Genomic DNA, 23,398 nt, shown 5'->3' with positions numbered 1-23,398 from the left:
GAACAGCTCTCAGTTCCACAGGTTCAGGGCCGCCAGCCCGGCCAGATGCTCCACCAGCAGGGTGGCGAACAGCAGGGTGACGTAGAGGATCGAGAAGGCGAAAAGATTGCGCGCATCCTTGGCCCCGGCGCGGACGTCATACAGACCGTCGTCCATGCGCGGATCCGGGCTCTCGCCCGCGTGGCTGCGGAACAGGCGCACGGCCAGCAGCAGGAAGACCAGGCCGCCCACCGTCGAGACCGCCAGATAGGCCATCCCGCCCAGGCCGGTGAAGGCCGGGACGACGCCCAGGGGCGTCACCAGGCAGCTGTAGATCAGGATCTGCCGGCGGGTGAAGGCCGCGCCCTTGACCACCGGCATCATCGGCACGCCGGCGCGGGCATAGTCCTCGGTCGTATAGAGCGACAGCGCCCAGAAGTGCGGCGGGGTCCACATGAAGATGATCGCGCACAGCAGCCAGGCGTTCAGCGGCGTCTCGCCGGTCGCCGCGGCCCAGCCGATCACCGGCGGCAGGGCGCCGGCCAGCCCGCCGATTACGATGTTCTGCGCCGTCGAACGCTTCAGCCACATCGTATAGACCACGACGTAGAACAGGATGGTGAAGGCCAGCAGGCCCGCCGCCAGCCAGTTCAGCGCCATGCCCATCAGCATGACCGAGAACAGCGAGAGCACCACGCCGAGACCCGCGGCGTCGGCGCCCTGGACGCGTCCGGCAGGAACCGGGCGGCCCCGCGTGCGCCGCATCATCGCGTCGATGTCGGCGTCGTACCACATGTTGAGCGCGCCCGAGGCGCCGGCGCCGACGGCGATGCAGAGGATCGCCACCGCGGCCAGGATCGGGTTGATCGGCTGGCCGGAGGCCACCAGGCCCGTCAGGCCGGTGAACACGACGAGCGACATCACGCGCGGCTTCAGCAGCTGGATGAAGTCCTGCCACCGCGCGGGAGCGGCTGCGCGAGCGTCGGAAGGGGCTGTCGCCATGACCATGGAGAATACTCGGAAATGGGCGAGGGGCGCGCACCGTTTCCGGCGCACGCCCCCCGAAGACTTGCCGCAGATCGGGGCTTAGTGCGCCTCGGGCTCGACGACGGGCAGTTCGTTGAACTGGTGGAACGGCGGCGGCGAGGACAGCGTCCACTCGAGCGTGGTCGCGCCTTCACCCCAGGGATTGGCCTCGGCCTTGCGGCGGAAGACCATCGCTTCGACCAGCATGATCAGGAAGATCAGCACGCCGACGACGGTGATCGCGTAGCCGATCGACGACACCTTGTTCCAGAGCGTGAAGGCTTCCGGATAGTCGATGTAGCGGCGCGGCATGCCCTGCAGGCCCAGGAAGTGCTGCGGGAAGAACACCAGGTTCACGCCCACGAACATCACCCAGAAGTGGGCCGCGCCCAGCCATTCGCGGTACTTCACCCCGAAGATCTTCTCGAACCAGTAGTAGAAGCCCGCAAAGATGGCGAACACGGCGCCGAGGCTCAGCACGTAGTGGAAGTGGGCCACGACGTAATAGGTGTCGTGCAGGCTGTAGTCGATGCCGGCGTTGGCCAGGACCACGCCCGTCACGCCACCGACGGTGAACAGGAAGATGAAGCCGATCGCCCACAGCATGGGCGTCTTGAACTCGATCGAGCCCCCCCACATCGTCGCGATCCAGGAGAAGATCTTCACGCCCGTCGGCACCGCGATGACCATGGTGGCCGCCACGAAGTAGGCGCGCAGATTGATGTTCATGCCGACCGTGTACATGTGGTGCGCCCACACGAGGAAGCCGACGAAGCCGATGGCGACCATGGCGTAGGCCATCGCGAGGTAGCCGAACACCGGCTTGCGCGAGAAGGTCGAGACGATGTGGCTGATGATGCCGAAGCCCGGCAGGATCAGGATGTACACTTCCGGGTGGCCGAAGAACCAGAACAGATGCTGGTACATGACGGGGTCGCCGCCGCCGGCCGGGTCGAAGAAGTGAGTGTGGAAGTTGCGGTCCGTCAGCAGCATGGTGATGGCGCCCGCCAGGACCGGCAGCGACAGCAGCAGCAGGAAGACGGTCACCAGCACCGACCAGACGAACAGCGGCATCCGGTGCAGGGTCATGCCCGGCGCGCGCATGTTGAAGATGGTGGTGATGAAGTTGATGGCGCCCAGGATCGAGCTGGCGCCGGCCAGGTGGAGCGAGAGGATGGCGCAGTCCAGAGCCGGGCCTGCGTGGCCGGTGGTCGAGAGCGGCGGATAGGCCGTCCAGCCGCCGCCGAAGCCCTTGCCCGGGCCGCCGTCGACGAACATCGAGGTGACCAGCAGCACCCAGGCCGCGACCAGCAGCCAGAAGGAGATGTTGTTCATCCGCGGGAAGGCCATGTCCGGCGCGCCGATCATCAGCGGCACGAACCAGTTGCCGAAGCCGCCGATCATCGCCGGCATGACCATGAAGAAGATCATGATCAGGGCGTGGGCGGTGACCACGGCGTTATAGCCGTGCTTCGAGGCCTCGATCAGGCCCATCTGGGCCAGCAGGCTGCCCGGAGCGAAGACCTGAATGCCCGGCTCGGCCAGCTCCCAGCGGATCAGGCCGGAGAGCGCGCCGCCCACCAGGCCCGCCATGATGGCGAACAGCAGGTAGAGGGTGCCGATGTCCTTGTGGTTGGTCGAGAAGAACCAGCGGGCGAAGAAGCCCGGCTTGTGATCGTGGTCATGCCCATGGGCATGATCGTGAGCGGCGGCGTTTGCCATCGTACGCTTGTCCTAGATCAGTGCGCGGCCGGCGCAGCGGGCGCCGGGGTCGTGACAGCCGCGGCCGGCGCGCCTTGCGGCGCGGGCGTGGCGGGGTTGGTCGGAGCGGCTGCAGCGGCCGCGACCGTGGTCGGCGTCGCCGCAGCGGTCGTGCCGTTCTTGGAGGCCACCCAGGCGTCGAACTCCGGCTGGGTCACGACGTGAACCTCGATCGGCATGAAGGCGTGGTCGACGCCGCAGAGCTCGCGGCACTGGCCATAGTAGACGCCGACCTTTTCGGCCTTGAACCAGGTCTCGTTCACCCGGCCCGGAATGGCGTCGGTGATGACGCCGAAGGACGGCACGGCGAAGGCGTGGATCACGTCGGCGCCGGTCACCAGCACGCGGACGGTGGCGTTCACCGGCACCACGACCGGCTGGGTCGCCGCCAGACGGAAGGGCACGCCCTTGGCCTTGGCCTGGTCCTCGGGAAGCATGTTGGAGACGAATTCGGAGATCTTCTGGTCCGGATATTCGTAGCCCCAGTACCACTGGTAGCCCGTCGCCTTGATGGTCAGGTCGGGCTTCGGCATGTCGTGGTAGGCGAAGAGCAGCTTGAACGAGAAGATCGAGATGAAGACCAGGATCAGCACCGGGGCGAGGGTCCAGATGACCTCGACCACGGTGTTGTGGCTCCACTTGGCCGGCGTCGGGTTGGCGCGGCTGTTGTAGCGGACCATGCACCAGATCAGCAGGCCCAGAACCAGCAGCACGATCAGCGTGATGATCGGCATCAGGATCGCGTTGTGGAAAAAGATCGCGTCGTGACGCAGCGGGGTCACCCCCGGCTGCAGGTCGATCGCGCCCGGAGTGGGTTGGCCCACCAGGTCCTCGGCGAGGGCGGAAACACCCCAGAACGCCGCCATTGCGCCCGCGGCGACACCGGTCGCCAGCGCCCGCATCCCCTTAAACCTCGACTTCATGTCCCCTCGGTCTGCTTGGCGCGGCCGCGTCTCGCGAAACCGACGAGCCCGCCGCCTGACAGAATGAGCGCGCGCAGGCGCAGTTGCTGCGCCGGTCCGCCCCTTCAGCGGGCGTGCATACGCGCATCCCCGGAGCTTGCCAAGGCGCCTGCTTCAGTTAGATCAAACCTCGCCCCGACGAAGCGGATCGACGAGCAAGAGCTGGCGATTCGCCCCGCCGTTGGGAAGGACCGCAGCGCATTTGCGTCGCGACGCCCCGGGGCCCTGCGCCACGAACTGGGGCCGGATCCGCTGAAGGACGGGCGCTGAAACCTCCGCGCAAGGATAAGCGCTGACGTCGCAGGTGACGCGCGGCCGGGCTCTCCCTATCTTGAGGCCATGAACGCCCACGCCCCCGCCCCTTCGATCCTGGACGCCGCCGGCGTCGACCCCGAGCGCGCCGTCAGCATCCTGAGCGAAGCGCTCGCCGACGCGGACGACGGCGAGCTGTTCGTCGAACGCTCCGAAAGCGAATCCTTCCTGTTCGACGACGGCCGGCTGAAGTCCGCCGCCTACGACGCCACCGAGGGCTTCGGCCTGCGGGTCGTCGCCGGCGAGACCGCCGGCTACGCCCACGCCAGCGAGATCTCCGAGGCGGCCATCCGGCGCGCGGCGGATTCCGCGGCCCTGGCCAAGCGCGGCTACGCCGGCGTGGCGGCGGAAGGCCCCCGCGCCACCAACGCCAAGCTCTACGGCGAGGAGAATCCGCTTTCCTCGCCCGATTTCGGCGACAAGGTCGCCCTGTTGCAGGAGATCGACGCCTGGGCCCGGGCGCGCGACCCGCGCGTGGTGCAGGTGATGGCCTCGATGGCCGGCGAGCGGCGCACGGTGGAGATCCTGCGCGCCGACGGGCGGCTGGTGCGCGACGTGCGCCCGCTGTGCCGGCTCAATGTGCAGATCAATGTGGAGCGCGACGGCCGGCGCGAGACCGGCACCAGCGGCGCCGGCGGCCGCACCGGCTTCGAGACCTTCATCACGCCCGAGCGCTGGCAGGAGCAGGTCGAGGAGGCGCTGCGCCAGGCCCTGGTCAACCTCGACGCAGTCCCCTGCCCCGCCGGCGAGATGGACGTGGTGCTGGGGCCCGGCTGGAACGGCGTGCTGCTGCACGAGGCGGTCGGCCACGGGCTGGAAGGCGACTTCAACCGCAAGGGCACCTCGGCCTTCTCCGGCCGGATCGGCGAGCGGGTGGCCGCGCCGGGCGTCACCGTCTTCGACGACGGGACCATCCCCGGCCGCCGCGGCTCGCTGACGGTCGACGACGAGGGCACCCCGACCGAGCGGACCATCCTGATCGAGGACGGCATCCTGGTGGGCTATATGCACGACCGGATGAGCGCGCGGCTGATGGGCCTGGCGGCGACCGGCAATGCGCGCCGCCAGTCCTACGCCCACATGCCGATGCCGCGGATGACCAACACCGGCATGCTCGGCGGCGATACGTCCCGGGAAGAAATGATTGCTTCCACCAAACGCGGCCTCTACTGCGCCAACTTCGGCGGCGGCCAGGTGGACATCACCAACGGCAAGTTCGTCTTCCAGTGCACCGAGGCCTATCTGATCGAGGACGGCAAGGTCACCACCCCGGTGAAGGGCGCGACCCTGATCGGCGACGGCCCCTCGGCGCTGACCCGGGTGACCATGATCGGCGACGACTTTGACTTCGATCCGGGCATCGGCAGCTGCGGCAAGGCCGGCCAGAGCGTGCCGGTCGGCGTCGGTCAGCCCTCGCTGAAGCTCACCGGCCTGACCGTCGGCGGGACGAATCTGTAGGGCGGGGAGCGCCCCCCGTCTCGCTGCGCGAGCCACCTCCCCCGCTGCGCGGTGGAGGATCTGGACCGTAGATGCTCCACCGCAATGCGGGGGAGCTGTCGCCCCGGATCCGGCCCTTGGCCGGTCCGCTCCGGGGTAAACTGGACTGAGGGGGCGTTCCGCGCCGCCCTCAAGCCTCCCGGTCGGCCCGCATCGCGCCGGGGTTCACCGCCTGGCGCTCGCCGTCCAGCACCGGGGCGATCGGCTCCGGCTGCTGCGGCGGGCCGGCGTGGACCGCGTGGGCCCAGTGTTTCAGCCAGGGCGACAGCGCCAGCATCAGCAGCCCCGCGGCGACGCCGAAGAGGCCGATCTTCGTGAACACCTCATTGTAGGTGGCCAGCGACCTGGCGGGGTCGAGCACCTGGCCGCCGACGGTGTCCGCGGCGGTGAGGGTGGCGATCTGCGCCGCCAGCCACTGGGCCCCCGCCGTGCCGAGGAACCAGGTGGCCATCAGGGTGGCGATCAGCGCCCGCGGCGCGAGCTTGGTCATCTGCGACAGGCCGACCGGCGACAGGAACAGCTCCCCCGTCGTCTGGATCATGTAGGCGAGCGCCAGATAGAGCAGCGGCGTCTTAAAGTCGGGACCTGCGAAGCGCGCGCCGAAGACGATCACGAAGAAGCTGCCGCCGACCATCATCAGGCCCACGGCGAACTTGGCGACGGGATTCGGGTCGCGCCCGAGCCGGCCGAGCCAGGCCCACAGCGCCGCCATGATGGGCGCCAGGATGAGGATGCCGCCGCCCTGGAAGGCCTGGGCCTGGGCCGGCGTCATCGACTGGCCCGCCCAGAGGCTGAGGTCGACGTTGCGCTCGGCGAACTGGTTGAGCGAGGAGCCGCCCTGCTCATAGAGCGCCCAGAACACCACCGAGGCGGCGACCAGCACCAGGGCCAGCATCAGCCGCTGCCGCTCCACCCGGTCGCACTGGGTGACCATGTGCCAGACCAGATAGCCCAGCACGAGGACGGCGCCGGCCGCCAGCATGCCGCCGACGACGCTGCTGCGCTGCACGACGAAATAGATGACGCCGACGCCGAGCAGGGCCAGCAGATAGACGCCATGCTCGGTGCTGAGCCGGCCGACCAGCGGCCGCTTCAGCCGCTCGGGATCGGGCGGGCCGCCGTGTCCGGCCAGCAGCGGCTGTCCCCAGAGGAAGACGACGTAGCCCAGCAGCATGCCGACCCCGGCCGCGCCGAAGCCCGCCCACCAGCCGATGCTCTGGCCCAGCCAGCCGCAGGCGATCGCCGCCCAGAAGGCGCCGATGTTGATGCCGAAATAGTAGAGGGTGAAGCCGGCGTCCCGCCGCGGGTCGTCCTGCGGATAGAGCTGGCCGACGATCGAGGAGATGTTGGCCTTCAGAAAGCCCACCCCCATGATGATCAGGGCCAGCGCCAGGTACATGACGTTGCGGAAGATCGGAGTGTCGTCGCGGACGCTGAGCTCGAAGGCGCCCTTCGGCAGGACCGACGGCAGGGGCGCGGCGGCGGGCAGGTCCTTCACCGCCAGGCCGCCCTCGGGCGTCGCCGCATAGGCGTAGACGCCCTCGCCGACCTTCAGCCGCACGTGGCGATCCTCGCCTCGGCCCTCGGCGACGAACTCGTAGGTCGCGCCCTGGTAGGTCAGCAGCTGGACGGCGGGCCGGCCTTCGAAGGCCATGGTCAGATGGCCGGCGACCAGCAGCAGGGCGCCGAAGGCCACCGCCTTCCTCGTCCCCAGCAGCCGGTCGGCGACGACCCCGCCGATCAGCGGCATCAGATAGACCAGGGCGGTATAGGCGCCGTAGCCGGCGTTGGCGGCCTTGTCGTCCATCAGGAACTGCTGGGTCAGGAAGAAGATCAGCAGGCCGCGCATGCCGTAGTAGGAGAACCGCTCCCACATCTCGGTGAAGAACAGGATGGCCAGCCCGCGCGGATGTCGTCGCAGCTGCAGGGCCACGGGGACGGCGGTGGCCAGGGTGACCACGAGGCCGACGACGAAGACGATATCCATCTCGAATGGGGTCCTGCGGATGCGGGCGCTGCGGCAAGCCTACCCGCTTGGGCGCGGCCCTCGAAGCGGCGCAGAAAATCACGGGCTCGTCGACGTCACAAGACGTAACATTCGGTGTACGGGAGCCCGCCCGCCGCCCCAGACGTTGAGGCTGACGAGGAGAACCACCGCCATGCTGACCCCCGGCCCCGACCATCCGATTACGCTCGAGCCCAGCGCGCGGCGCTGGCGCGCCTATTTCAACGGCCACGTCATCGCCGACACCAACGACGCGCTGATCCTGCGCGAAGCCGACCTGGCGCCGGTCGTCTACTTCCCGCGCCACGACGTGAGCGTGGAATATATGGGCCGCACCGCCCACCAAACCCACTGCCCCTACAAGGGCGACGCCGCCCACTACACCCTGACCCTCGACGGCGAGATCGCCGAGAACGTGGCCTGGTCCTACGAGAGCCCGTTCGAGGCGATGAGCCCGATCCGCGAACGCCTCGCCTTCTATCCGGGCCGGGTGGAGGTCTACGACATCGACGATGCGGCGGTGAACCCGCACCCTCGCGAGCGCGCCGCCGAGGTGACGGCCCGCGAGGAGGTCGCCGAGGTCGACGATAGCGATGAGATCGACGAGATCGACGAGATCGTCCGGCACACGGACTCAGGGAGCGGCGCCAGCCAGGGCGAGCACTGGCCCCCGAACGTCTCGGGGCCCGACCAGGGCGGGGCGCGGTAGGCGCGGTCTCGCGCCTTACGCCATCATCGAAATCCCCGCCCGGGATGACGAGCCCTAGTCAAATGCGGTAGCCCTCGCCGGTGAAGGCGGAGGCTGCGGCATGGCCAGTTTCACGACCCGCGACGGCTGTCGCCTGGCCTACCAACTGCGCGGCGAGGGCCCGCTGATCGCGCTTACGCCCGGCGGCCGCGAAGCGGGCGCGGCGGTGACGGCTCTGGCCGAGGCGCTTGCAGTGAAGGCCCGCGTGCTGACCTGGGATCGGCGCAACACCGGCGCGAGCGACGTCTTCTTCGGCGGCGAGGGCTCCGAACAGGAGATCTGGGCCGACGACCTCGCCGACCTCCTCGACCACCTGGGCGAGGGACCGGCCTGGCTGGCGGGCGGATCGGCGGGATGCCGGGTGTCCGTGCTGACGATGCTTCGCCGTCCCGACGTCGCTAAGGGACTGATCCTCTGGTCAGCGTCCGGCGGGCGGTACGCCTGCCAATTCCTCGGCTTCCAGTACCATGTGCCCTACATCATGGCGGCCGAGCGCGGCGGCATGCCGGCGATCGCCAAGACGCCTTTCTTCGCCGAGCGGATCGCCGCCAACCCGGCCAATCGCGAGCGCCTGCTGGCGCTCCAGCCGGGCGCCTTCATCGCCACGCTCAAGCGCTGGAACGGCTTCTTCTACTATCGCGACGACGCGGCCCTGGCCGGCGTCGCCGATGCGGACCTCGAGAGGCTGGCGCTCCCCGCCCTGATCTTCGAAGGCGGCGACGACATCCACCCGGCCGCGGTCTCCCAGGCGCTGGCCAGGCTGATCCCCGGTGCGAGCCTCCTGCCCTCCGCCTGGCCGCCGGAAACCTGGATGGACCGGTTCACCGGCCGCGCGCCCGGGACGGTTTTCGAGCTTTACCCCTTGCTGGCGCCCGCCATCCTGGCGTTCATCGCCAGCCCGCGCGTTTGCTGATCCGCGCCCGCAACGAAGGAACGTTATGGCCTCGGGTCTCGCCGCACTGCTCGACGACATCGCCGGCATCGCCAAGCTGGCGGCCGCCTCCCTGGACGACGTCACGGGCGCGGCGGGGAAGGCCAGCTCCAAGGCGGTCGGCGTAGTGATCGACGACACGGCGGTGACGCCCGGCTACGCCGTCGGCTTCACGCCGGAGCGCGAGCTGCCGATCGTCTGGAAGATCGCGATGGGCTCGCTGCGCAACAAATTCCTCATTCTGCTGCCGGGCGCCCTGCTGCTCAGCGCCTTCGCCCCCTGGGCGGTGACGCCGCTGCTGATGCTCGGCGGGACCTATCTCTGCTTCGAGGCGGCCGAGAAGGTGATCGAGGCGATCGCCCATGGGCCGGAGGACGACGTGGCTCCGGCCGAGCTGGCCCTCAGCTCCAAGGAGGTCGAACGCCAGAAGGTGTCCGGCGCGATTCGCACCGACCTGATCCTCTCGGCCGAGATCATGGCCATCTCGCTCGCCACCGTGTCCGAGCGGCCGCTGGCGATCCAGGCCGCATCGCTCGCGGTCGTGGGCTTTCTGATCACCGTCGGCGTCTATGGCGTGGTGGGCTTCATCGTGAAGATGGACGACATCGGCCTGCACCTGGCCCAACGGAAAGCCCGCGCCGTGCGCGCCTTCGGCCGCGGGCTGGTCAAGGCCATGCCGCCTCTGCTCTCAGGCCTGACCCTCGTCGGCACAGCCGCCATGCTGTGGGTCGGCGGCGGCATCATCGTGCACGGACTGGAGCACTATCACCTGAGCCCCGTGCCGCAGCTGATCCACGGCCTGCAACACTGGGCGGAAGGCGCGCCGGCGGTGGGCGCGATCACCGGCTGGCTGGTGTTCGCGACAAGCTGCGCCCTGGTCGGTTTCCTGGTCGGGGGGATCGTCGCCGGCGCTCTTCACGTCATCCCGCGAAGGGCGCACGCGCAAGCTCAATAGGCGAAGGCCTCGAAGACCTTGCCGGCGTCGCCGGCCCAGGGGCCGTTGTAGAGTTCGAGCAGGCGTTCGGCCGGGGTGATCCCGCTGTCGGCGATCTCGTGCAGCTCGCCCAGATAGCCGCTCTCGTCGACCAGGCCGCCGGAGAGGCGGTTGCGGCGCTTCAGCCCCTCGCGGGCGATGGCCAGCATGTCCTTGGCGACGTCCTGCACGGTGCGACCGGCGATCTCGGCCTTGAGGCCGAGCCGCGCCACGTCGGCGCGCAGGCGCTCGTGGTCCTCGATCGCCCAGTCCTTGCAGAGGTCCCAGGCGGCGGCGAGCGAGGCGGAATCGTAGAGCACGCCCATCCACAGCGCCGGCAGGGCGCAGAGGCGGCTCCACGGACCGGAGTCGGCGCCGCGCATCTCCAGGTACTGCTTCAGTCGGACTTCCGGGAAGATGGTGGTGGTGTGGTCGGCCCAGTCCTTGATCGTCGGCCGCTCGCCGGGCAGCGCCGGCAGCTTGCCGTCCATGAAGTCGCGGAAGGACTGGCCGGAGGCGTCGATGTACCTGCCGTCGCGCTTGACGAAATACATCGGCACGTCGAGCGCGTAGCGGGCGTAGGTCTCGAAGGTGAAGCCGTCGCGGAACACGAAGTCCAGCATGCCGGTGCGGTCGGGATCGGTGTCGGTCCAGACATTGGCGCGGCTGGAGAGCAGGCCGGTCGGCTTGCCCTCGACGAAGGGCGAATTGGCGAACAGGGCGGTGGCGATCGGCTGCAGCGCCAGGCTGGTGCGGAACTTGGCGACCATGTCGGCTTCCGAGCCGAAGTCGAGGTTGGCCTGCACCGTGCAGGTGCGGAACATCATGTCGAGCCCCATGCCGCCGACCTTGGGCATGTACTCGCGCATGATCTTGTAGCGGCCCTTGGGCATCACCGGGATCTCGTCCCGCCGCCAGACGGGGGTGAACCCTAGGCCGAGGAAGCCCAGGCCGAGCTCATCGGCCACGACCTTGACCTCCTGCAGGTGGCCGCCGGTCTCCTCGCAGATCTCGTGGATGGTCTCGAGCGGCGCGCCGGAGAGCTCGAACTGGCCGCCCGGCTCCAGGCTGACGTTGGCCTTGCCGCGCTCCAGGGCGATGACGTGCTCGCCTTCATAGACCGGCTGCCAGCCATACCGGGTCAGACCGTCGAGCAGGTCCTTGATGCCGGAGGGCTCGTAAGGGACCGGCTTGTGCGTGCCCAGTTGAAAGACGAACTTCTCGTGCTCGGCGCCGACGCGCCACTCGGACGCGGGCTTGGCGCCGACCTCGAACCAGCGAACCAGGTCTTCGAAGACCAGCGGGCGGTCCTGGCAAGCAGTGTCGGCCAATGAAGCTCTCCAGCCCGAATTAACTGTCGGCGGGCGAGCCCCCGCGCGGCGGCGATCTTTACGCGCATCTGTGAGATGGGTGCAAACTGTCGCAGCTCAAGGGCGCCCCGCTCTTCAGCTGGACCAGTCGCCAAGCGCCGCCTGCCACAGCGTCAGCGCGCTGATCGCGGCGGTGTCGGCGCGCAGGATCCTCGGCCCCAATGTCGCCGGCGTCGCGAAGGTCTGCGCCCGCAGCATCTCGCGCTCCTTCGGCGAAAACCCGCCTTCCGGACCGATCAGGATGGCCCAGGGGGCGTCCCGCTGGCCTTTCAGCGCCGCCAGCGCCGGGGCGGCGTCGCCGGCCTCGTCGCAGAACAGCAGCTGGCGGCCGGCCTGCCAGCCGCCGATCAGCTTCTCCAGCCGCACCGGCTTCAGCACCTCGGGAACGTCCAGCCGGCCGGTCTGCTCGGAGGCCTCGACGGCGATGGCCCGCAGCCGGTCGACCCGGGTGTGGTCGGCGTTGGTGCGTTCGGTGATCACGGGCTGGACCCGTCTGGCGCCCAGCTCGGCCGCCTTCTCGACGATGGTCTCCAGCCGGGCGCGTTTGACGAGCGCGATGACCAGGTCGAGGTCCGGACCCGTCGCCTGCGGCCGCGCCTGGGCCTCGACCGCCACGGTCACCGCCCGCTTGCCGACGCTGGCGACCTGGGCCCGCCACTCCCCGTCGCGGCCGTTGAACACCAGCAGCTCATCGCCGGGCGAGAGCCGCATGACCGCGGCGAGATAGCGGCTCTGTCCCTCGTCCAGCGCCAGTCCGGCGCCGGAAGCGAGGTCGTGCGGGACGAAAAGGCGGATCATGGGAAGGTTTTAGCGGCTTTCTTCAGGTCGTCATCTCCGGCCGTGAAGCGCGACATGGCGATCGATGGCGAACTCCAGCGCGCCTGAGGCCGCCCTGCGGGCGAGGGGAGGTCGAGGCGGACCAGCTAGACAGTGGCGCAGCGGGAGTCTTCAGAAACGAACGATGATTCTGACGAACAATTGCTCGCGGCTGCGGCAATTTCGACCTTTCCGAGATAGTTCTTCTCGACACTTACCTATAGTTGTAGCGTCGGGGACTGAGGAAAAACATGCTCGAAATTCATGCACGTTCAGATGCACATCTTCGCCAGGTCCTGGATTACGACGTCGAACGTCGGCGGCGATTTGTAAATCTCCAGCCGCTCGACTTGGAGCATATCGCCGACTTGAAAGGTGGTGTGCTCCAGCACCTCGACGAACACGTCGAAGCGTTTTTCAGCTATCTCGACGCGCTGCCCGAGGCCCGCGGCCTGTTTGCAGGACGGGAGATGCGCAGTGAAGGCGTCCGCCTGAAGCGCGATCATCTGATCGCCATGGTCGGCGGCGAGTACGGCAAGGACTACGTCGAACAGCGCGTCACCCTCGGCATCATGTACAGCCGGGCCGGACTGGATGCGCGGATGTTCCTGGGCGGCTTCCACGCCGTGCTGCGATCGCTCGGCGCCCGGATCATGGCCGTGGGCGAGGCGTCGACGCCGGCGTTCGATCGCCTGTCGTCCCTGGAAAAGGTGCTGTTTTTTGACCTCGCGATCATCGTCGATGTGCTGATCGCCGACCGCGAGAGCACCATCGCCCAGCAACAGGAGGCCATACGCGAGCTGTCGACGCCGGCGTTGCAGATTCGCGATCGCCTGCTGATCCTGCCGATCATCGGCGTGCTCGACACCCATCGCGCCCGACAACTCACGGAAGGCCTGCTGCGGGCGATCCGCGACAATCGGGCCAAGGTCGTGGTGATGGACGTCACCGGGGTGGCGACGGTGGACTCCCAGGTCGCCAACCATCTGCTGCAGACCATCGCGGCCTCCCGGCTGATGGGCGCCGAGGTGATCATCACGGGGCTGTCCGGCGAGGTCGCCCAGTCGCTGGTGACCCTGGGCGTCGATCTGACCAAGCTCAACGCCGTCGGCGACCTGCAAGGCGGTCTCGAACTGGCCGAGCGGCTGCTGGGTTACGAGTTCGTTCGTATCGGCCCCCCGTCCGCGGCCCGCACCTTGGCGTGATGGTCCAGGGCCGTGACAGTTCCCATCCTCAAACAAGGCAAGGTCCTGATCGCCTCCATCCAGGTCGCGTTGACCGACCATGACCTCAGCGAGCTGAAGGACGAGCTGACGGCCAGGGTCGGCCGGTTCCGCGCGCAAGGCGTGATCATCGACGTCACCGCCCTGGACGTGATGGACTCCTTCGCCGCCCGCATGCTGCGAAACATCGCCGAGGCGACCCGGCTGCGCGGCGCGCGCACCGTCATCGTCGGCATTCAGCCGGACGTGGCCTTCTCTATGGTGCAGCTGGGCCTGGGCCTTGGAACGATATCCACCGCCCTTGATCTGGAGGAGGGCCTGGAGATGCTCACCGACCTGGGGCTGGAAGGCGGCTCGGATGACCGATGAGGCCCGCCTGCGCGTCGACCGCGACGCCGACGTCGTCACCGCCCGCCAGAAGGGGCGGGAACTGGCTGTCCTGGCCGGGATCTCGGGCAGCGACCTCACGGTGGTCGCCACGGCGATCTCGGAAATCGCCCGCAACATCGTCGTCTACGCCAAGCGCGGCGAGATCGTGCTGAAGATCGCCCAGAACGGTCACCGGCGCGGCGTGATCGTGATCGCCAGCGACCAGGGACCGGGCATAGCCGATATCGCCATGGCCATGCGCGACGGCTTCTCGACCGGCAAGAGCCTGGGGCTGGGTCTGCCCGGCGCCAGACGGCTGATGGACGAGTTCGAGATCGTCTCCGAGCCGGGCAACGGGGTCACGGTGACGATGACCAAGTGGTCGCGATGAGACCGGCGGAGCAGCCGTGAGCGACATCGTCGAATGGGCGGTGGCCGGCCGCGCGCTGGCCGGTCAGCCGATATCGGGTGACCGGCATCTGGTGGCGCCGTTCGAGGGGGGCGCGCTGGCCGCAGTGATCGACGGTCTGGGACACGGTCCCCAGGCCGCGGAAGCCGCGGAAGCCGCCGCCGCCGTGCTGTCGCTGCGGCCCGACGCGCCCGTCGCGGACCTCATCCAACTGTGCCACGAAGAACTCAAGAGCACACGCGGCGCCGTCCTTAGCCTGGCATCGTTCGACGCGGCGCGTGGCGTCGTCACCTGGGCGGGGGTGGGGAATGTCGAAGGTGTTCTTCTGCGCGCCTGGGACACATCGAAGGATGCGCGTCAGTCGATTCTGCCCCGCAACGGCGTCGTCGGCTATCAGGCGCAGGAGCCGCGAGTGGCCGCCTGGCCTGTCGCGACCGGCGACATCCTGATCTTCGCGACGGACGGGGTGCGCCATGGTTTCACCGCCACGGTCGCGGACGGCCGCACCCCCCAGACGATCGCAGACGACATCATCGCCGATCACGGCAAATCGACCGACGACGCCTTGGTGCTCGTCGTCCGGTATCTCGGCCGGCATCCGGGCCGGGATCTTGGGACGCCATCATGAACAACCTGATGAACAGCCTGCCCGCCGACTACGAGGCGATGCTGCGCGGAGAAGGCGGCGAAAACGATGAGCGCTGGCTGCACAGCGCCTATCTGATCGGTCGCAGAGCGCTCGACGAGAACTACAGCGTGCTCGACATCGTGCGCCTGCACCGCGACGCGCTGATCGGTCTGGACGCAGATCCGAAGGCCGAGGCGGCGACGGGATATCCGAGCCTGCGGCGCGCTTCGGCCTTCCTGGCCGAATGCCTAGCGCCCTTCGAGATGGCGCTTCGCGGCGTGCGGGACTCCAACGCCGAACTGGCGATCGTGAACGCCGAATTGCAAGAGGCCAACACCCGGCTAAAGGCCGAGACGGCAGGGCGCGAGCGGGTCGAGGAGACGCTGCGGCAGGCTCAGAAGCTTCAGGCCGTGGGCCGTCTGGCTGGCGGCGTCGCGCACCATTTCAACAACCTGCTCACCGTGATCCTGGGCAATCTCGACATCGTTCAGCGCCGCGACCTTGGTCCCGAGCTCCGCGACAAGCGCCTCGCGGCCGCGACCGAGGCGGCGGAGCGCGGCGCCAGGGTGACAAGGCAGTTGCTCACCTTCTCCGGACGGCAGCACCTGAAGCCGGATCGATTCGAGCCCGACACGCGCCTTCCTGACCTGTCCGCGCTGATCGCCGGCTCCCTCGGCGCCGAGGTTTCGGTCGAGTTCGAGTTTCCGCAGGGTCTCTGGCCCGTCAAGGTGGATGCGGCGGAGCTCGAGCTGGCCCTCTTCAACCTGTGTTTCAATGCGCGCGACGCCATGACGGGCGGCGGCCGCCTGCGCGTCGCCGCCGTCAACCGGGAGATCCGCGACGAGCGGCTCGGCATCGACGGGAGCTATCTGGCCATCGAGGTTTCCGACACCGGCGAGGGCATTGCGCCCGAACTGCTATCCAAGGTGTTCGATCCCTTCTTCACCACCAAGCCCGTCGGTGTCGGAACGGGACTTGGCCTCAGCCAGGTGCACGGGTTCGCTCACCAGGCTGGCGGCGCCGTGGACATCGAGAGCCAGATGGGGCGCGGCACGACCGTCCGGCTCTATCTGCCCGCCCTGGGCGACGCCGAGGCCGGGGCCGAAGAGCCGGGACGGCGCGAATCCCTGGGAACGGTCCTGATCGTCGAGGACGACGTCGACGTCGCCGAGGTGGCGGCGACGATTCTGGCCAACAGCGGCTATGAGGTTCGGCTTGTCCATCGCGCCCAGGGGGCGCTGGACCTCCTTCGGCGCGGCGAAAAGGTCGACATCCTCTTCTCCGACATCGTCATGCCGGACGGGATGAACGGCCTGGACCTCGCCGCCCAGGTCACCCTCGAGCATCCGGATATGCCGGTGCTGCTGGCCACCGGCTACAGCGACGCCCTGAGCGACGCCGAGGGCCAGGGTTTCCAGATCATCGGCAAGCCCTACCGTTCGAACGAGTTGTGCAATCGCATCAGCGCGATGCTGCTCGCCGCATAGGGGCGGCGCCCGGCCATGACGAAAGGATGGGCGTGATCCTTGCGCCCGTCGCGCGTTACACTTCAGCCATGTCCAACAATCACGACGACGATCCCGAACTTGAGGCCCGCCAGCTGGCGCTGGTGAAATGGCAGCAGCAATCCATGGAAACCGGCGAGAAGGTGCTGATCATCTTCGAAGGCCGCGACGCCGCCGGCAAGGACGGGGCGATCCGGGTGCTGACCGAGCACCTGTCGGTGCGCAACACCAAGGTGGTGGCCCTGGCCAAGCCCTCCGACCGCGAGCGGAGCCAGTGGTACTTCCAACGCTACATGCCGCACCTGCCCGCCTCCGGCGAGACGGCGATCTTCAACCGCTCCTGGTACAACCGCGCCGGGGTCGAGCGGGTGATGGGCTTCTCCACGCCCCAGGAGCAGGAGATCTTCCTGCGCGAGGCGCCGACGGTCGAGGCGATGCTGATCGAGGGCGGACTGACGATCGTCAAGCTCTGGCTCGACGTCTCCAAGGACGAACAGGCCACGCGGCTCAAGGAGCGCCGCGACGATCCGCTGAAAATCCTGAAGAGCTCGCCGCTGGACGCCGCCGCCCAGGAGAAGTGGGACGACTACACCAAGGCGCGCGACCTGATGCTCCAGCGCACCTCGACAGCGCTGTCGCCCTGGATCTGCGTGCGGTCCGACCGCAAGCACAAGGCGCGGCTCGCCATCCTCAGCCACCTGGCCCACACCCTGGCGCCGCCCAAGCTCGCCGCCACCGTCCCCCCCGCCGACCCGGCGCTCCTCTTCCCCTTCGACAGCGCAGCGCTGAAAGACGGACGGCTGGAGCGGTGAGCTTCTAAACTCCGCTCTTCCCCGCGAAAGCGTGGACCCAGGCTTTTTCTGTTGCCGAGCCTGGGCTCGCCCGACCAGGGTTCCGGTCATGCCGAAGCACAAAAACACCTGGATCCCCGCTTTCGCGGGGACGAGCGGATGAGAACGTCCGTGAAGGACACGCTCTCGGCGCCCGAGGTCCGCCGCATCGCCCTGGCCGCGCAGGGCTTCGGCGCGGCGCGGCCTGAGGGAGAGGTCGCCAGGCGCCAGCTGCTGAAGACCATCGAGCGCCTCGGCGTCGTCCAGATCGACTCCGTCAACGTGGTCTCGCGCACCCACTACCTGCCGGCCTTCTCGCGCCTGGGCGCCTATCCGCGCGCCCTGCTCGACGAGGTCGCCTGGAGCCGCAGGCCGGCGCTGTTCGAATACTGGGCGCATGAGGCGAGCCTGCTGCCGCTCTCGTCCCAGCCCCTGCTCCGCTGGCGGATGGCCGACGCCCATGACGGGGTCGGGGTGTGGAAGGGCGTGGCGCGCTTCCTGCGCGAGCGGCGCGACGTGGTCGATCGCGCCCTGGACGAGATCCGCGCGCGGGGGCCGCTGGCCGCCTCGGAGCTGGAGCTGGGCGATCGCGGCGCCGGCGGCTGGTGGGGTTGGAGCGAGGCCAAGCGGGCGCTGGAAGGCCTGTTCTGGACCGGCGAGCTGACCACCGCCACCCGGCGCGGGACCTTCGAGCGGGTCTACGGCCTGCCGGACAAGGTCCTGCCGAACGCCGTCCTCAACACGCCGACGCCGCCGCGCGACGAGGCCCAGCGCGCCCTGCTACGGATCGCCGCCCGCGCCATGGGCGTCGCCACCGAGCGCGACCTGCGCGACTATTTCCGCATGGGCGTGGCCGAGGCCCGCGCCCGGCTGGCCGAGCTGGTCGAGGCCGGCGAGCTTGTCCCCGTGGCGGTGAAAGGCTGGCGCGAGACCGCCTATCTCGATCCCGCCGCGCGCCGGCCCAGGCGCATCGCGACGGCGGCCCTGCTCTCGCCCTTCGACAACGCCATCTGGTTCCGCGAACGCACAGAGCGGATGTTCGGCGTCCGCGTGCGGCTGGAGATATACACCCCGGCCCACAAGCGCACCCACGGCTACTACGTCCTGCCCTTCCTGGAGGACGACGCCCTGACCGCCCGGGTGGACCTGAAGGCCGATCGCAAGGCCGGGACCTTGCGGGTCCTGGCCAGCCACGCCGAACCCTGGGCGATGGCCGAGACAGCCGGCCGGCTCGCGGCCGAGCTGGAACGGATGGCCGGCTGGCTGGGGCTGGAGCGGGTCGCCGTCGCGCCCCGGGGCGATCTGGCCGAGGCCTTGGCGGCTGAGCTTTGAGGCCCCGCCGCTAGCTCGCCCCCTCCGTCACGGCGTGCAGCCGCGCATAGGTCCCGCCGCCCTCGACCAGTTCGGCGTGGCGCCCCTCCTCGACAATGCGGCCGTTCTCGAAGACGAGGATGCGGTCCGCGCTGCGGATCGTCGAGAGCCGGTGCGCGATGACCACGGTCGTGCGGCCGTCCATCAGCTCTTCCATCGCCGCCTGCACCTGCCGTTCGGTCTCGACGTCCAGCGAGGACGTCGCCTCGTCGAGCACGAGGATCGGCGCGTCGGCTAGGAAGGCGCGGGCGATCGCCACCCGCTGGCGCTCGCCGCCCGACAGCTTCACCCCGCGCTCGCCGACCAGGGTCTGGTAGCCCCGCGGCAGCCGGCTGATGAAGTCGTGCGCCCGCGCCCGCCTGGCGGCGAGGATCACCGCCTCCTCGTCGGCGTCCGGACGGGCGTAGGCGATGTTCTCGGCCAGCGTCCGGTGGAACAGCGCCGGATCCTGCGGCACCACGGCGATGGCCCGCCGAAGCGATCCCTGGGCGACGCCGGCGATGTCCTGACCGTCGATCCGGATCCGCCCGCCCTCCACGTCGTAGAGCCGCTGGATCAGCTTCACGAAGGTGGACTTGCCCGACCCGGTGGGGCCGACCAGCGCCACCCGTTCGCCCGGCGCGACGCGCAGGCTGAAGTCGTCATAGAGCGGCCGCTCGGCGGACTTGTAGCGGAAGACCACGCGATCGAAGACGATCTCGCCCCGTTCAGGCCGGAACGCCGGCGCGCCCGGGGCGTCCATCACCTGCGGATCGACGGTCGCGTAGCGGGCGACGTCCTCAACGTCGTCCAGGCCGCGCTGCGACGTGCGGATGTTCTCGCCCAGGTTCCGCAGGTAGCTGGTCATCAGCATGAAGGCGGTGATCACGAAGGCCACGTCCCCGGCGCTCGCCTCGCCCTTGGACCAGAGGCGCAGCAGCAGTCCGGTGAGCCCCGCCTGCAGGACGACGAGCAGCAGGTTGTGCAGCAGCCAGAGGTCCATGAAGCGGCCCCAGTTGCGCAGGGCCGCACGGCGCCAGAGCTCGGTCACCTCGGCCAGGCGCGACTCCTCCCGGGTCTCGGCGCCGAAGCTCTTCACCACCGCGTTCGAGCTGATCGCATCGGCGACCGCGCCGCCGATGCGCGAGTCGAGCGCGACAGACTTCAGGTTGGCGGGACGGGCGTACTTCTCGGTCAGGATGACGTTCGAGGCGATGTAGAGCGCCACCATCGCCGCGGCGAACAGGCCGACCAGCGGCCAGCGCAGACCGATCATCAGGCAGATCCCCGACAGCACGACGAGCGCCGGTCCCAGAAAGATGAGGGCGGCGTCCGAAACGGTGTCGTAGCCCCACATGGCGCGCGTCAGCCGCCGCACCGTGGCGCCGGCGAAGGTGTCGGCGTGCCAGTCGGACGAGAAGGCCTGCACCTTGCGAAAGCTGTCGTCGACGATGGTCTTCATGTTGGCCGCGGCCAGCGGGTTCCAGAACCGCATGGCGAGGTTCCGCAGCACGGAGAACAGCAGGTAGGCGCCGACGAACAGGCCCCAGGCCTCCCACGCCGGCTTCAGCTGGGCCGGACCGCCGGCGACCGCGTCGACCAGCCGCCCCGCGGCCCACGGTACGGTCAGATCGAAGGCGATCGCGACGAGCATCAGGCTCAGCGTCGCGGTCAGCAGCCAGGGACGCTGCAGCCAATGGCTGGCGATGAAGCCCAGCACCTGTCGGTTGGTCAGGACGCGCCGGCGCTCGGCCGGGGCGTCATCCTCGTAATTGTCGGTCATGAATGGCTCGTGGACGGGGCGAGACCGTCGTGAGGCGCCCGCGTCTGCAGGCGGCGACTGTGGGGGAAATCATGGCGGCGTGACGAAGCTCAGCTTGGCTTCGTCCGGGCGGGTGACGCCCTATCCGGCCAGGAAGGCCGTCGCGCCGCTCATGCCGAAGCGCGCAGTGCTGATCGCAATCATGCTTCGCCTCCTTCGGCCCAAAGTTGCAACGCCAAGGTAGGATCACCCTCCGCGAGGGTCAATGTCTCGCCCGACAGTTTGGCCCGTTCCGCCACGGCCGCCAGTCGCGACGCCGGCCGCCATCTGCTAATCCCGCGCCCATGAGCCAGTCCGCCCCGCTGCCCGACGCCGCCCCGACCAACTGGGTCGACCGGCGCGCGCCGGCGCCGCTCAGGCCCTGGCTGAAGCTGGGACGCTTCGACCGGCCAACCGGGATCTGGCTCTTGATGCTGCCCGGCTGGCAGGCGATCGCGCTTGCCGGCGCCATGTCCAATCGTCCGCCCAGCCCGCTGCTGCTGCTGGAGTTCTTCCTTGGCGCGGCGCTGATGCGGGCGGCGGGCTGCGCCTACAACGACATCGTCGATCGCGACATCGACGCCCAGGTGGCCCGCACCGCCGGCCGGCCGATTCCGTCCGGACAGATCCGGGTCAAACAGGCCTGGGCCTTCGTCTCCGGCTGCTGCCTGGCCTCGCTGCTCATCCTGCTGACCATGGGACCGCTGGCGATCGGCCTGGGCGTGGGCTCGCTGGCGCTGGTCGCCGCCTATCCCTTCATGAAGCGGATCACCTGGTGGCCCCAGGCCTGGCTGGGCCTGACCTTCAACTGGGGGGCGCTACTGGGCTTCGCCGCCGCGACCGGCCGGCTCGATGGGCCGGCGATCCTGCTCTACGCCTCGGGCCTGTTCTGGACCCTGGGCTACGACACCATCTACGCCATCCAGGACCTGGAGGATGACGCCCTCGCCGGCGTGAAGTCCTCCGCCCGCAGGCTGGGCGCGGCCGCGCCCCGGGCCATCGCCGGCTTCTACGGCGTCTCGCTGGCGCTGGCCTTCGCCGCCTGTCTCTGGGCGGGCCTGGGCTTCCTCTTCGTGCCCGTCTTCGCCCTCTACGCGGTCCAGCTGATGCTGCAGGCGAGGCGCGTCCGGGTGAGCGACCCGGCCGGAGCCCTGGCGCTGTTCAAGGCCAACACCTGGGCCGGCGTGGTCCTGTTCGTCGCCTTCGCGGCCGGGGCGATCCGGTTCTAAACCGCTGTCATCCCGGTTTTCGCGCAAGCGAAAGACCGGGACCCATGAACACGGCGCGAGAAAATTGTCCGCCGCGATTACCGCGCAGGGACACTGACCTCTGTGTTCATGGATCCCGGACATGCGCTCCGCGCATTCCGGGATGACAGAGGAGAGAGGACGGGCGAAGGGACGCCCCATGATCGAGCCCACGCCGCAAGGCCGCCGCGACTTCGTGCTGGCGAACACCCGGCCGCAACGCCCGCCGCACACTCCCGAGCTCGAGCTTTGCCTGGCCGACGAGATCACCCCGATCTGGCGGCTGACCGAGGAGGCGCTGGAGGAGATGGGCCTGCCGCCCCCCTTCTGGGCCTTCGCCTGGGCCGGCGGCCAGGCCCTGGCGCGCTACCTCCTCGACCATCCGCAGGTCGTCGCGGGCAAGCGGGTGGTCGACTTCGCCACCGGGTCAGGGATCGTCGCCATCGCGGCCATGAAGGCCGGCGCCGCGCGCGTGCTGGCCGCCGACATCGACCTCTATTGCGAAGCCGCGGTGGAGATGAACGCTGCGGCGAACAGGGTCTGCGTCGACTTCACCGACCAGAACCTGCTGGACCAGCCCCCGCCCGCCTGGGCGGAGATCATCCTGGCCGGCGACATCTGCTATGAGAAACCGTTGGCCGAGCGCGTTCTGGCCTGGCTCGCCGTCGCCCGGGCCGCCGGCGCGACCGTGCTGATCGGCGACCCCGGCCGCAGCTACTTCCCGCGCGAGGGGTTGACGAAACTCGCCGAATACCAGGTCCCGACCACGCGCGAGCTGGAGGACATGGAGGTCAAGAAGACGGCGGTCTGGGCGATGCCGTAGCTCAAAATCGCGCTTCACATCCGCCCGACGCCAAACTAGAACATTAACAGAACATAGCTACAGGAGCGCGCCATGGGCGAGGACGGCCGGATCGATTACGTGGAGCTTCCGGGCGGCGACATGGTCGCCACCAAGCGATTCTACGAGCAGGCCTTCGGCTGGGCCTTCACCGACTACGGCCCCGACTACGCCGCCTTCGACGAGGGGCTGGACGGCGGCTTCAACGGCCACGCCGCGGACCGCGCGCCCATGCCCCTGGTCATCCTCTACGCCGACGACCTGGAGGCGATGGCGGACAAGGTCCGCGCCGCCGGCGGCGAGATCATCCGCGGCCCCTACGACTTCCCCGGCGGCCGCCGCTTCCACTTCCGCGACCCCAGCGGCAACGAGATGGGGGTCTGGTCGGAGACCTGAGGCGGCTGCACGCTGGGCGGAGTTCGCGATGACCGCAGACGAGATGTACGTCATCGTCATGGGCTTCCCCGGCGTGGAGGTGGGGACCAGTTACGGCCATCCCGCCTACAAGGTCGGCGGCAAGTTCTTCACCCGGCTGCGCGACGAGGACGCCAGCGTCGTCCTGCAGGAGGTCGGGTTCGACGAGCGGGAGATGCTGATCGAGGCCGAGCCCGCGACCTTCCACTTCACTGACCACTACCGGAACTACCCGATGGTCCTGGCGCGCATCGAAAGCCTCGATGCAGGCTCGCTGCGAAGTTTCCTGGAGCGGCGCTGGCGCAAGATCGCGCCGAAGAAGCTGGTCAATAACTGGGACGGCCACCAGTCGTAGGGCGCGATTCTTCCGTGGTTTCGCTTGCATTCAGTCGGCGCCTCAG

The 23,398-nt window shown here is 69.0% G+C and carries 22 protein-coding genes; 15 read left to right on the top strand and 7 right to left on the bottom strand.

All coding sequences use genetic code 11. The annotated features are described in order from the left end of the window. Positions 1-9: 9 nt before the first annotated feature. The 3 genes from ACSQ2B_RS20835 to coxB all read right to left on the bottom strand — a co-directional run bounded on the left by ACSQ2B_RS20835 (position 10) and on the right by coxB (position 3,689). Positions 10-981 (bottom strand): heme o synthase, encoded by a 972-nt coding sequence (locus ACSQ2B_RS20835; protein ID WP_436052901.1) that lies wholly within the window; start codon positions 979-981, stop codon positions 10-12. Between the two features lie 84 nt (positions 982-1,065). Beyond that, complete coding sequence (gene ctaD / locus ACSQ2B_RS20830; protein WP_436052899.1) at positions 1,066-2,727, bottom strand: cytochrome c oxidase subunit I; 1,662 nt, start codon at positions 2,725-2,727, stop codon at positions 1,066-1,068. 17 nt (positions 2,728-2,744) lie between these two features. Further along, on the bottom strand, positions 2,745-3,689 hold the full coding sequence (gene coxB, locus ACSQ2B_RS20825) for a cytochrome c oxidase subunit II (RefSeq protein ID WP_436052897.1): 945 nt from the start codon (positions 3,687-3,689) through the stop codon (positions 2,745-2,747). Between the two features lie 378 nt (positions 3,690-4,067). Between coxB and tldD the strand changes: the two genes are divergently transcribed. After that, positions 4,068-5,498, top strand: a complete 1,431-nt coding sequence (tldD, locus tag ACSQ2B_RS20820; RefSeq protein WP_436052895.1) for a metalloprotease TldD — start codon at positions 4,068-4,070, stop codon at positions 5,496-5,498. A 169-nt stretch (positions 5,499-5,667) separates the two neighbouring features. Here the strand turns inward: tldD and ACSQ2B_RS20815 are convergent, their stop codons facing one another. Continuing rightward, positions 5,668-7,524, bottom strand: coding sequence for a peptide MFS transporter (locus ACSQ2B_RS20815; protein ID WP_436052893.1), 1,857 nt, complete (start codon positions 7,522-7,524; stop codon positions 5,668-5,670). A gap of 172 nt (positions 7,525-7,696) precedes the next feature. On the opposite strand from ACSQ2B_RS20815, the gene ACSQ2B_RS20810 reads away from it, so the two are divergent. From ACSQ2B_RS20810 to ACSQ2B_RS20800, 3 genes are all read left to right on the top strand, one after another. Further along, positions 7,697-8,251 (top strand): DUF427 domain-containing protein, encoded by a 555-nt coding sequence (locus ACSQ2B_RS20810; RefSeq protein ID WP_436052892.1) that lies wholly within the window; start codon positions 7,697-7,699, stop codon positions 8,249-8,251. A 100-nt stretch (positions 8,252-8,351) separates the two neighbouring features. Then, on the top strand, positions 8,352-9,203 hold the full coding sequence (locus ACSQ2B_RS20805; protein WP_436052890.1) for an alpha/beta fold hydrolase: 852 nt from the start codon (positions 8,352-8,354) through the stop codon (positions 9,201-9,203). Between the two features lie 25 nt (positions 9,204-9,228). After that, positions 9,229-10,176, top strand: a complete 948-nt coding sequence (locus tag ACSQ2B_RS20800; protein WP_436052888.1) for a DUF808 domain-containing protein — start codon at positions 9,229-9,231, stop codon at positions 10,174-10,176. Here the strand turns inward: ACSQ2B_RS20800 and ACSQ2B_RS20795 are convergent. Together ACSQ2B_RS20795 and ACSQ2B_RS20790 are read right to left on the bottom strand one after the other, a co-directional pair. Further along, on the bottom strand, positions 10,170-11,525 hold the full coding sequence (locus ACSQ2B_RS20795; RefSeq protein ID WP_436052886.1) for a glutamate--cysteine ligase: 1,356 nt from the start codon (positions 11,523-11,525) through the stop codon (positions 10,170-10,172). The genes ACSQ2B_RS20800 and ACSQ2B_RS20795 overlap by 7 nt on opposite strands. Positions 11,526-11,639: 114 nt before the next feature. Then, positions 11,640-12,362, bottom strand: a complete 723-nt coding sequence (locus ACSQ2B_RS20790; RefSeq protein ID WP_436052884.1) for a 16S rRNA (uracil(1498)-N(3))-methyltransferase — start codon at positions 12,360-12,362, stop codon at positions 11,640-11,642. Between the two features lie 269 nt (positions 12,363-12,631). Between ACSQ2B_RS20790 and ACSQ2B_RS20785 the strand changes: the two genes are divergently transcribed. From ACSQ2B_RS20785 to ACSQ2B_RS20755, 7 genes are all read left to right on the top strand, one after another. After that, the gene (locus ACSQ2B_RS20785) at positions 12,632-13,585 is read left to right on the top strand and encodes a protoglobin domain-containing protein (protein WP_436052883.1); all 954 of its coding nucleotides are present in this window, start codon (positions 12,632-12,634) and stop codon (positions 13,583-13,585) included. Positions 13,586-13,597: 12 nt separating this feature from the next. Next, positions 13,598-13,972 carry an STAS domain-containing protein gene (locus ACSQ2B_RS20780; protein WP_436052881.1) on the top strand — a complete coding sequence of 125 codons (375 nt, stop codon included), beginning with the start codon at positions 13,598-13,600 and terminating at the stop codon, positions 13,970-13,972. After that, on the top strand, positions 13,962-14,363 hold the full coding sequence (locus tag ACSQ2B_RS20775; protein ID WP_436052879.1) for an anti-sigma regulatory factor: 402 nt from the start codon (positions 13,962-13,964) through the stop codon (positions 14,361-14,363). Before ACSQ2B_RS20780 ends, ACSQ2B_RS20775 begins: the two co-directional genes overlap by 11 nt. A 16-nt stretch (positions 14,364-14,379) precedes the next feature. After that, complete coding sequence (locus ACSQ2B_RS20770; RefSeq protein WP_436052878.1) at positions 14,380-15,009, top strand: SpoIIE family protein phosphatase; 630 nt, start codon at positions 14,380-14,382, stop codon at positions 15,007-15,009. Next, the gene (locus ACSQ2B_RS20765; protein WP_436052877.1) at positions 15,006-16,496 is read left to right on the top strand and encodes an ATP-binding protein; all 1,491 of its coding nucleotides are present in this window, start codon (positions 15,006-15,008) and stop codon (positions 16,494-16,496) included. The genes ACSQ2B_RS20770 and ACSQ2B_RS20765 overlap by 4 nt, the downstream gene beginning before the upstream one ends. Positions 16,497-16,564: 68 nt before the next feature. After that, positions 16,565-17,326, top strand: coding sequence for a polyphosphate kinase 2 family protein (locus tag ACSQ2B_RS20760; protein WP_436053732.1), 762 nt, complete (start codon positions 16,565-16,567; stop codon positions 17,324-17,326). 150 nt (positions 17,327-17,476) lie between these two features. After that, positions 17,477-18,676: a winged helix-turn-helix domain-containing protein gene (locus tag ACSQ2B_RS20755; RefSeq protein WP_436052876.1), complete on the top strand. Its 1,200-nt coding sequence runs from the start codon at positions 17,477-17,479 to the stop codon at positions 18,674-18,676. 10 nt (positions 18,677-18,686) lie between these two features. Here ACSQ2B_RS20755 and ACSQ2B_RS20750 read toward each other — a convergent pair whose 3' ends face one another. Continuing rightward, positions 18,687-20,477 carry an ABC transporter ATP-binding protein gene (locus ACSQ2B_RS20750; protein WP_436052874.1) on the bottom strand — a complete coding sequence of 597 codons (1,791 nt, stop codon included), beginning with the start codon at positions 20,475-20,477 and terminating at the stop codon, positions 18,687-18,689. A gap of 323 nt (positions 20,478-20,800) precedes the next feature. Here ACSQ2B_RS20750 and ubiA point away from each other — a divergent pair, with 323 nt between their 5' ends. The 4 genes from ubiA (at position 20,801) to ACSQ2B_RS20730 (ending at position 23,352) form a co-directional block, all read left to right on the top strand. Further along, positions 20,801-21,724 carry a 4-hydroxybenzoate octaprenyltransferase gene (gene ubiA / locus ACSQ2B_RS20745; protein ID WP_436052872.1) on the top strand — a complete coding sequence of 308 codons (924 nt, stop codon included), beginning with the start codon at positions 20,801-20,803 and terminating at the stop codon, positions 21,722-21,724. Between the two features lie 178 nt (positions 21,725-21,902). Next, a complete protein-coding gene (locus ACSQ2B_RS20740) occupies positions 21,903-22,565 on the top strand; it encodes a class I SAM-dependent methyltransferase (RefSeq protein WP_436052871.1) in 663 nt (220 codons plus the stop codon). Between the two features lie 72 nt (positions 22,566-22,637). Next, positions 22,638-22,979, top strand: a complete 342-nt coding sequence (locus tag ACSQ2B_RS20735; protein ID WP_436052869.1) for a VOC family protein — start codon at positions 22,638-22,640, stop codon at positions 22,977-22,979. Positions 22,980-23,007: 28 nt separating this feature from the next. After that, entirely contained in the window at positions 23,008-23,352 is a 345-nt protein-coding gene (locus tag ACSQ2B_RS20730; RefSeq protein ID WP_436052867.1) for an MmcQ/YjbR family DNA-binding protein, read from the top strand. Positions 23,353-23,398: the final 46 nt, after the last annotated feature.

It is taken from the genome of Phenylobacterium sp. LjRoot225, from assembly GCF_964252855.1.
In the GTDB taxonomy this organism is placed as follows: domain Bacteria; phylum Pseudomonadota; class Alphaproteobacteria; order Caulobacterales; family Caulobacteraceae; genus Phenylobacterium.
The sequence above is the reverse complement of the archived record's forward strand: the minus strand, read 5'-3'. Positions and strand labels throughout refer to the sequence as shown.

Excerpts from the sequence above, each read along its gene's own strand:
- ACSQ2B_RS20835 (WP_436052901.1), bottom strand. The coding sequence starts at position 981 with ATGGCGACAGCCCCTTCCGACGCTCGCGCAGCCGCTCCCGCGCGGTGG.
- ctaD (WP_436052899.1), bottom strand. The coding sequence starts at position 2,727 with ATGGCAAACGCCGCCGCTCACGATCATGCCCATGGGCATGACCACGAT.
- coxB (WP_436052897.1), bottom strand. The coding sequence starts at position 3,689 with ATGAAGTCGAGGTTTAAGGGGATGCGGGCGCTGGCGACCGGTGTCGCC.
- tldD (WP_436052895.1), top strand. The coding sequence starts at position 4,068 with ATGAACGCCCACGCCCCCGCCCCTTCGATCCTGGACGCCGCCGGCGTC.
- ACSQ2B_RS20815 (WP_436052893.1), bottom strand. The coding sequence starts at position 7,524 with ATGGATATCGTCTTCGTCGTCGGCCTCGTGGTCACCCTGGCCACCGCC.
- ACSQ2B_RS20810 (WP_436052892.1), top strand. The coding sequence starts at position 7,697 with ATGCTGACCCCCGGCCCCGACCATCCGATTACGCTCGAGCCCAGCGCG.
- ACSQ2B_RS20805 (WP_436052890.1), top strand. The coding sequence starts at position 8,352 with ATGGCCAGTTTCACGACCCGCGACGGCTGTCGCCTGGCCTACCAACTG.
- ACSQ2B_RS20800 (WP_436052888.1), top strand. The coding sequence starts at position 9,229 with ATGGCCTCGGGTCTCGCCGCACTGCTCGACGACATCGCCGGCATCGCC.
- ACSQ2B_RS20790 (WP_436052884.1), bottom strand. The coding sequence starts at position 12,362 with ATGATCCGCCTTTTCGTCCCGCACGACCTCGCTTCCGGCGCCGGACTG.
- ACSQ2B_RS20785 (WP_436052883.1), top strand. The coding sequence starts at position 12,632 with ATGCTCGAAATTCATGCACGTTCAGATGCACATCTTCGCCAGGTCCTG.
- ACSQ2B_RS20775 (WP_436052879.1), top strand. The coding sequence starts at position 13,962 with ATGACCGATGAGGCCCGCCTGCGCGTCGACCGCGACGCCGACGTCGTC.
- ACSQ2B_RS20765 (WP_436052877.1), top strand. The coding sequence starts at position 15,006 with ATGAACAACCTGATGAACAGCCTGCCCGCCGACTACGAGGCGATGCTG.
- ACSQ2B_RS20760 (WP_436053732.1), top strand. The coding sequence starts at position 16,565 with ATGTCCAACAATCACGACGACGATCCCGAACTTGAGGCCCGCCAGCTG.
- ACSQ2B_RS20750 (WP_436052874.1), bottom strand. The coding sequence starts at position 20,477 with ATGACCGACAATTACGAGGATGACGCCCCGGCCGAGCGCCGGCGCGTC.
- ubiA (WP_436052872.1), top strand. The coding sequence starts at position 20,801 with ATGAGCCAGTCCGCCCCGCTGCCCGACGCCGCCCCGACCAACTGGGTC.
- ACSQ2B_RS20740 (WP_436052871.1), top strand. The coding sequence starts at position 21,903 with ATGATCGAGCCCACGCCGCAAGGCCGCCGCGACTTCGTGCTGGCGAAC.
- ACSQ2B_RS20735 (WP_436052869.1), top strand. The coding sequence starts at position 22,638 with ATGGGCGAGGACGGCCGGATCGATTACGTGGAGCTTCCGGGCGGCGAC.
- ACSQ2B_RS20730 (WP_436052867.1), top strand. The coding sequence starts at position 23,008 with ATGACCGCAGACGAGATGTACGTCATCGTCATGGGCTTCCCCGGCGTG.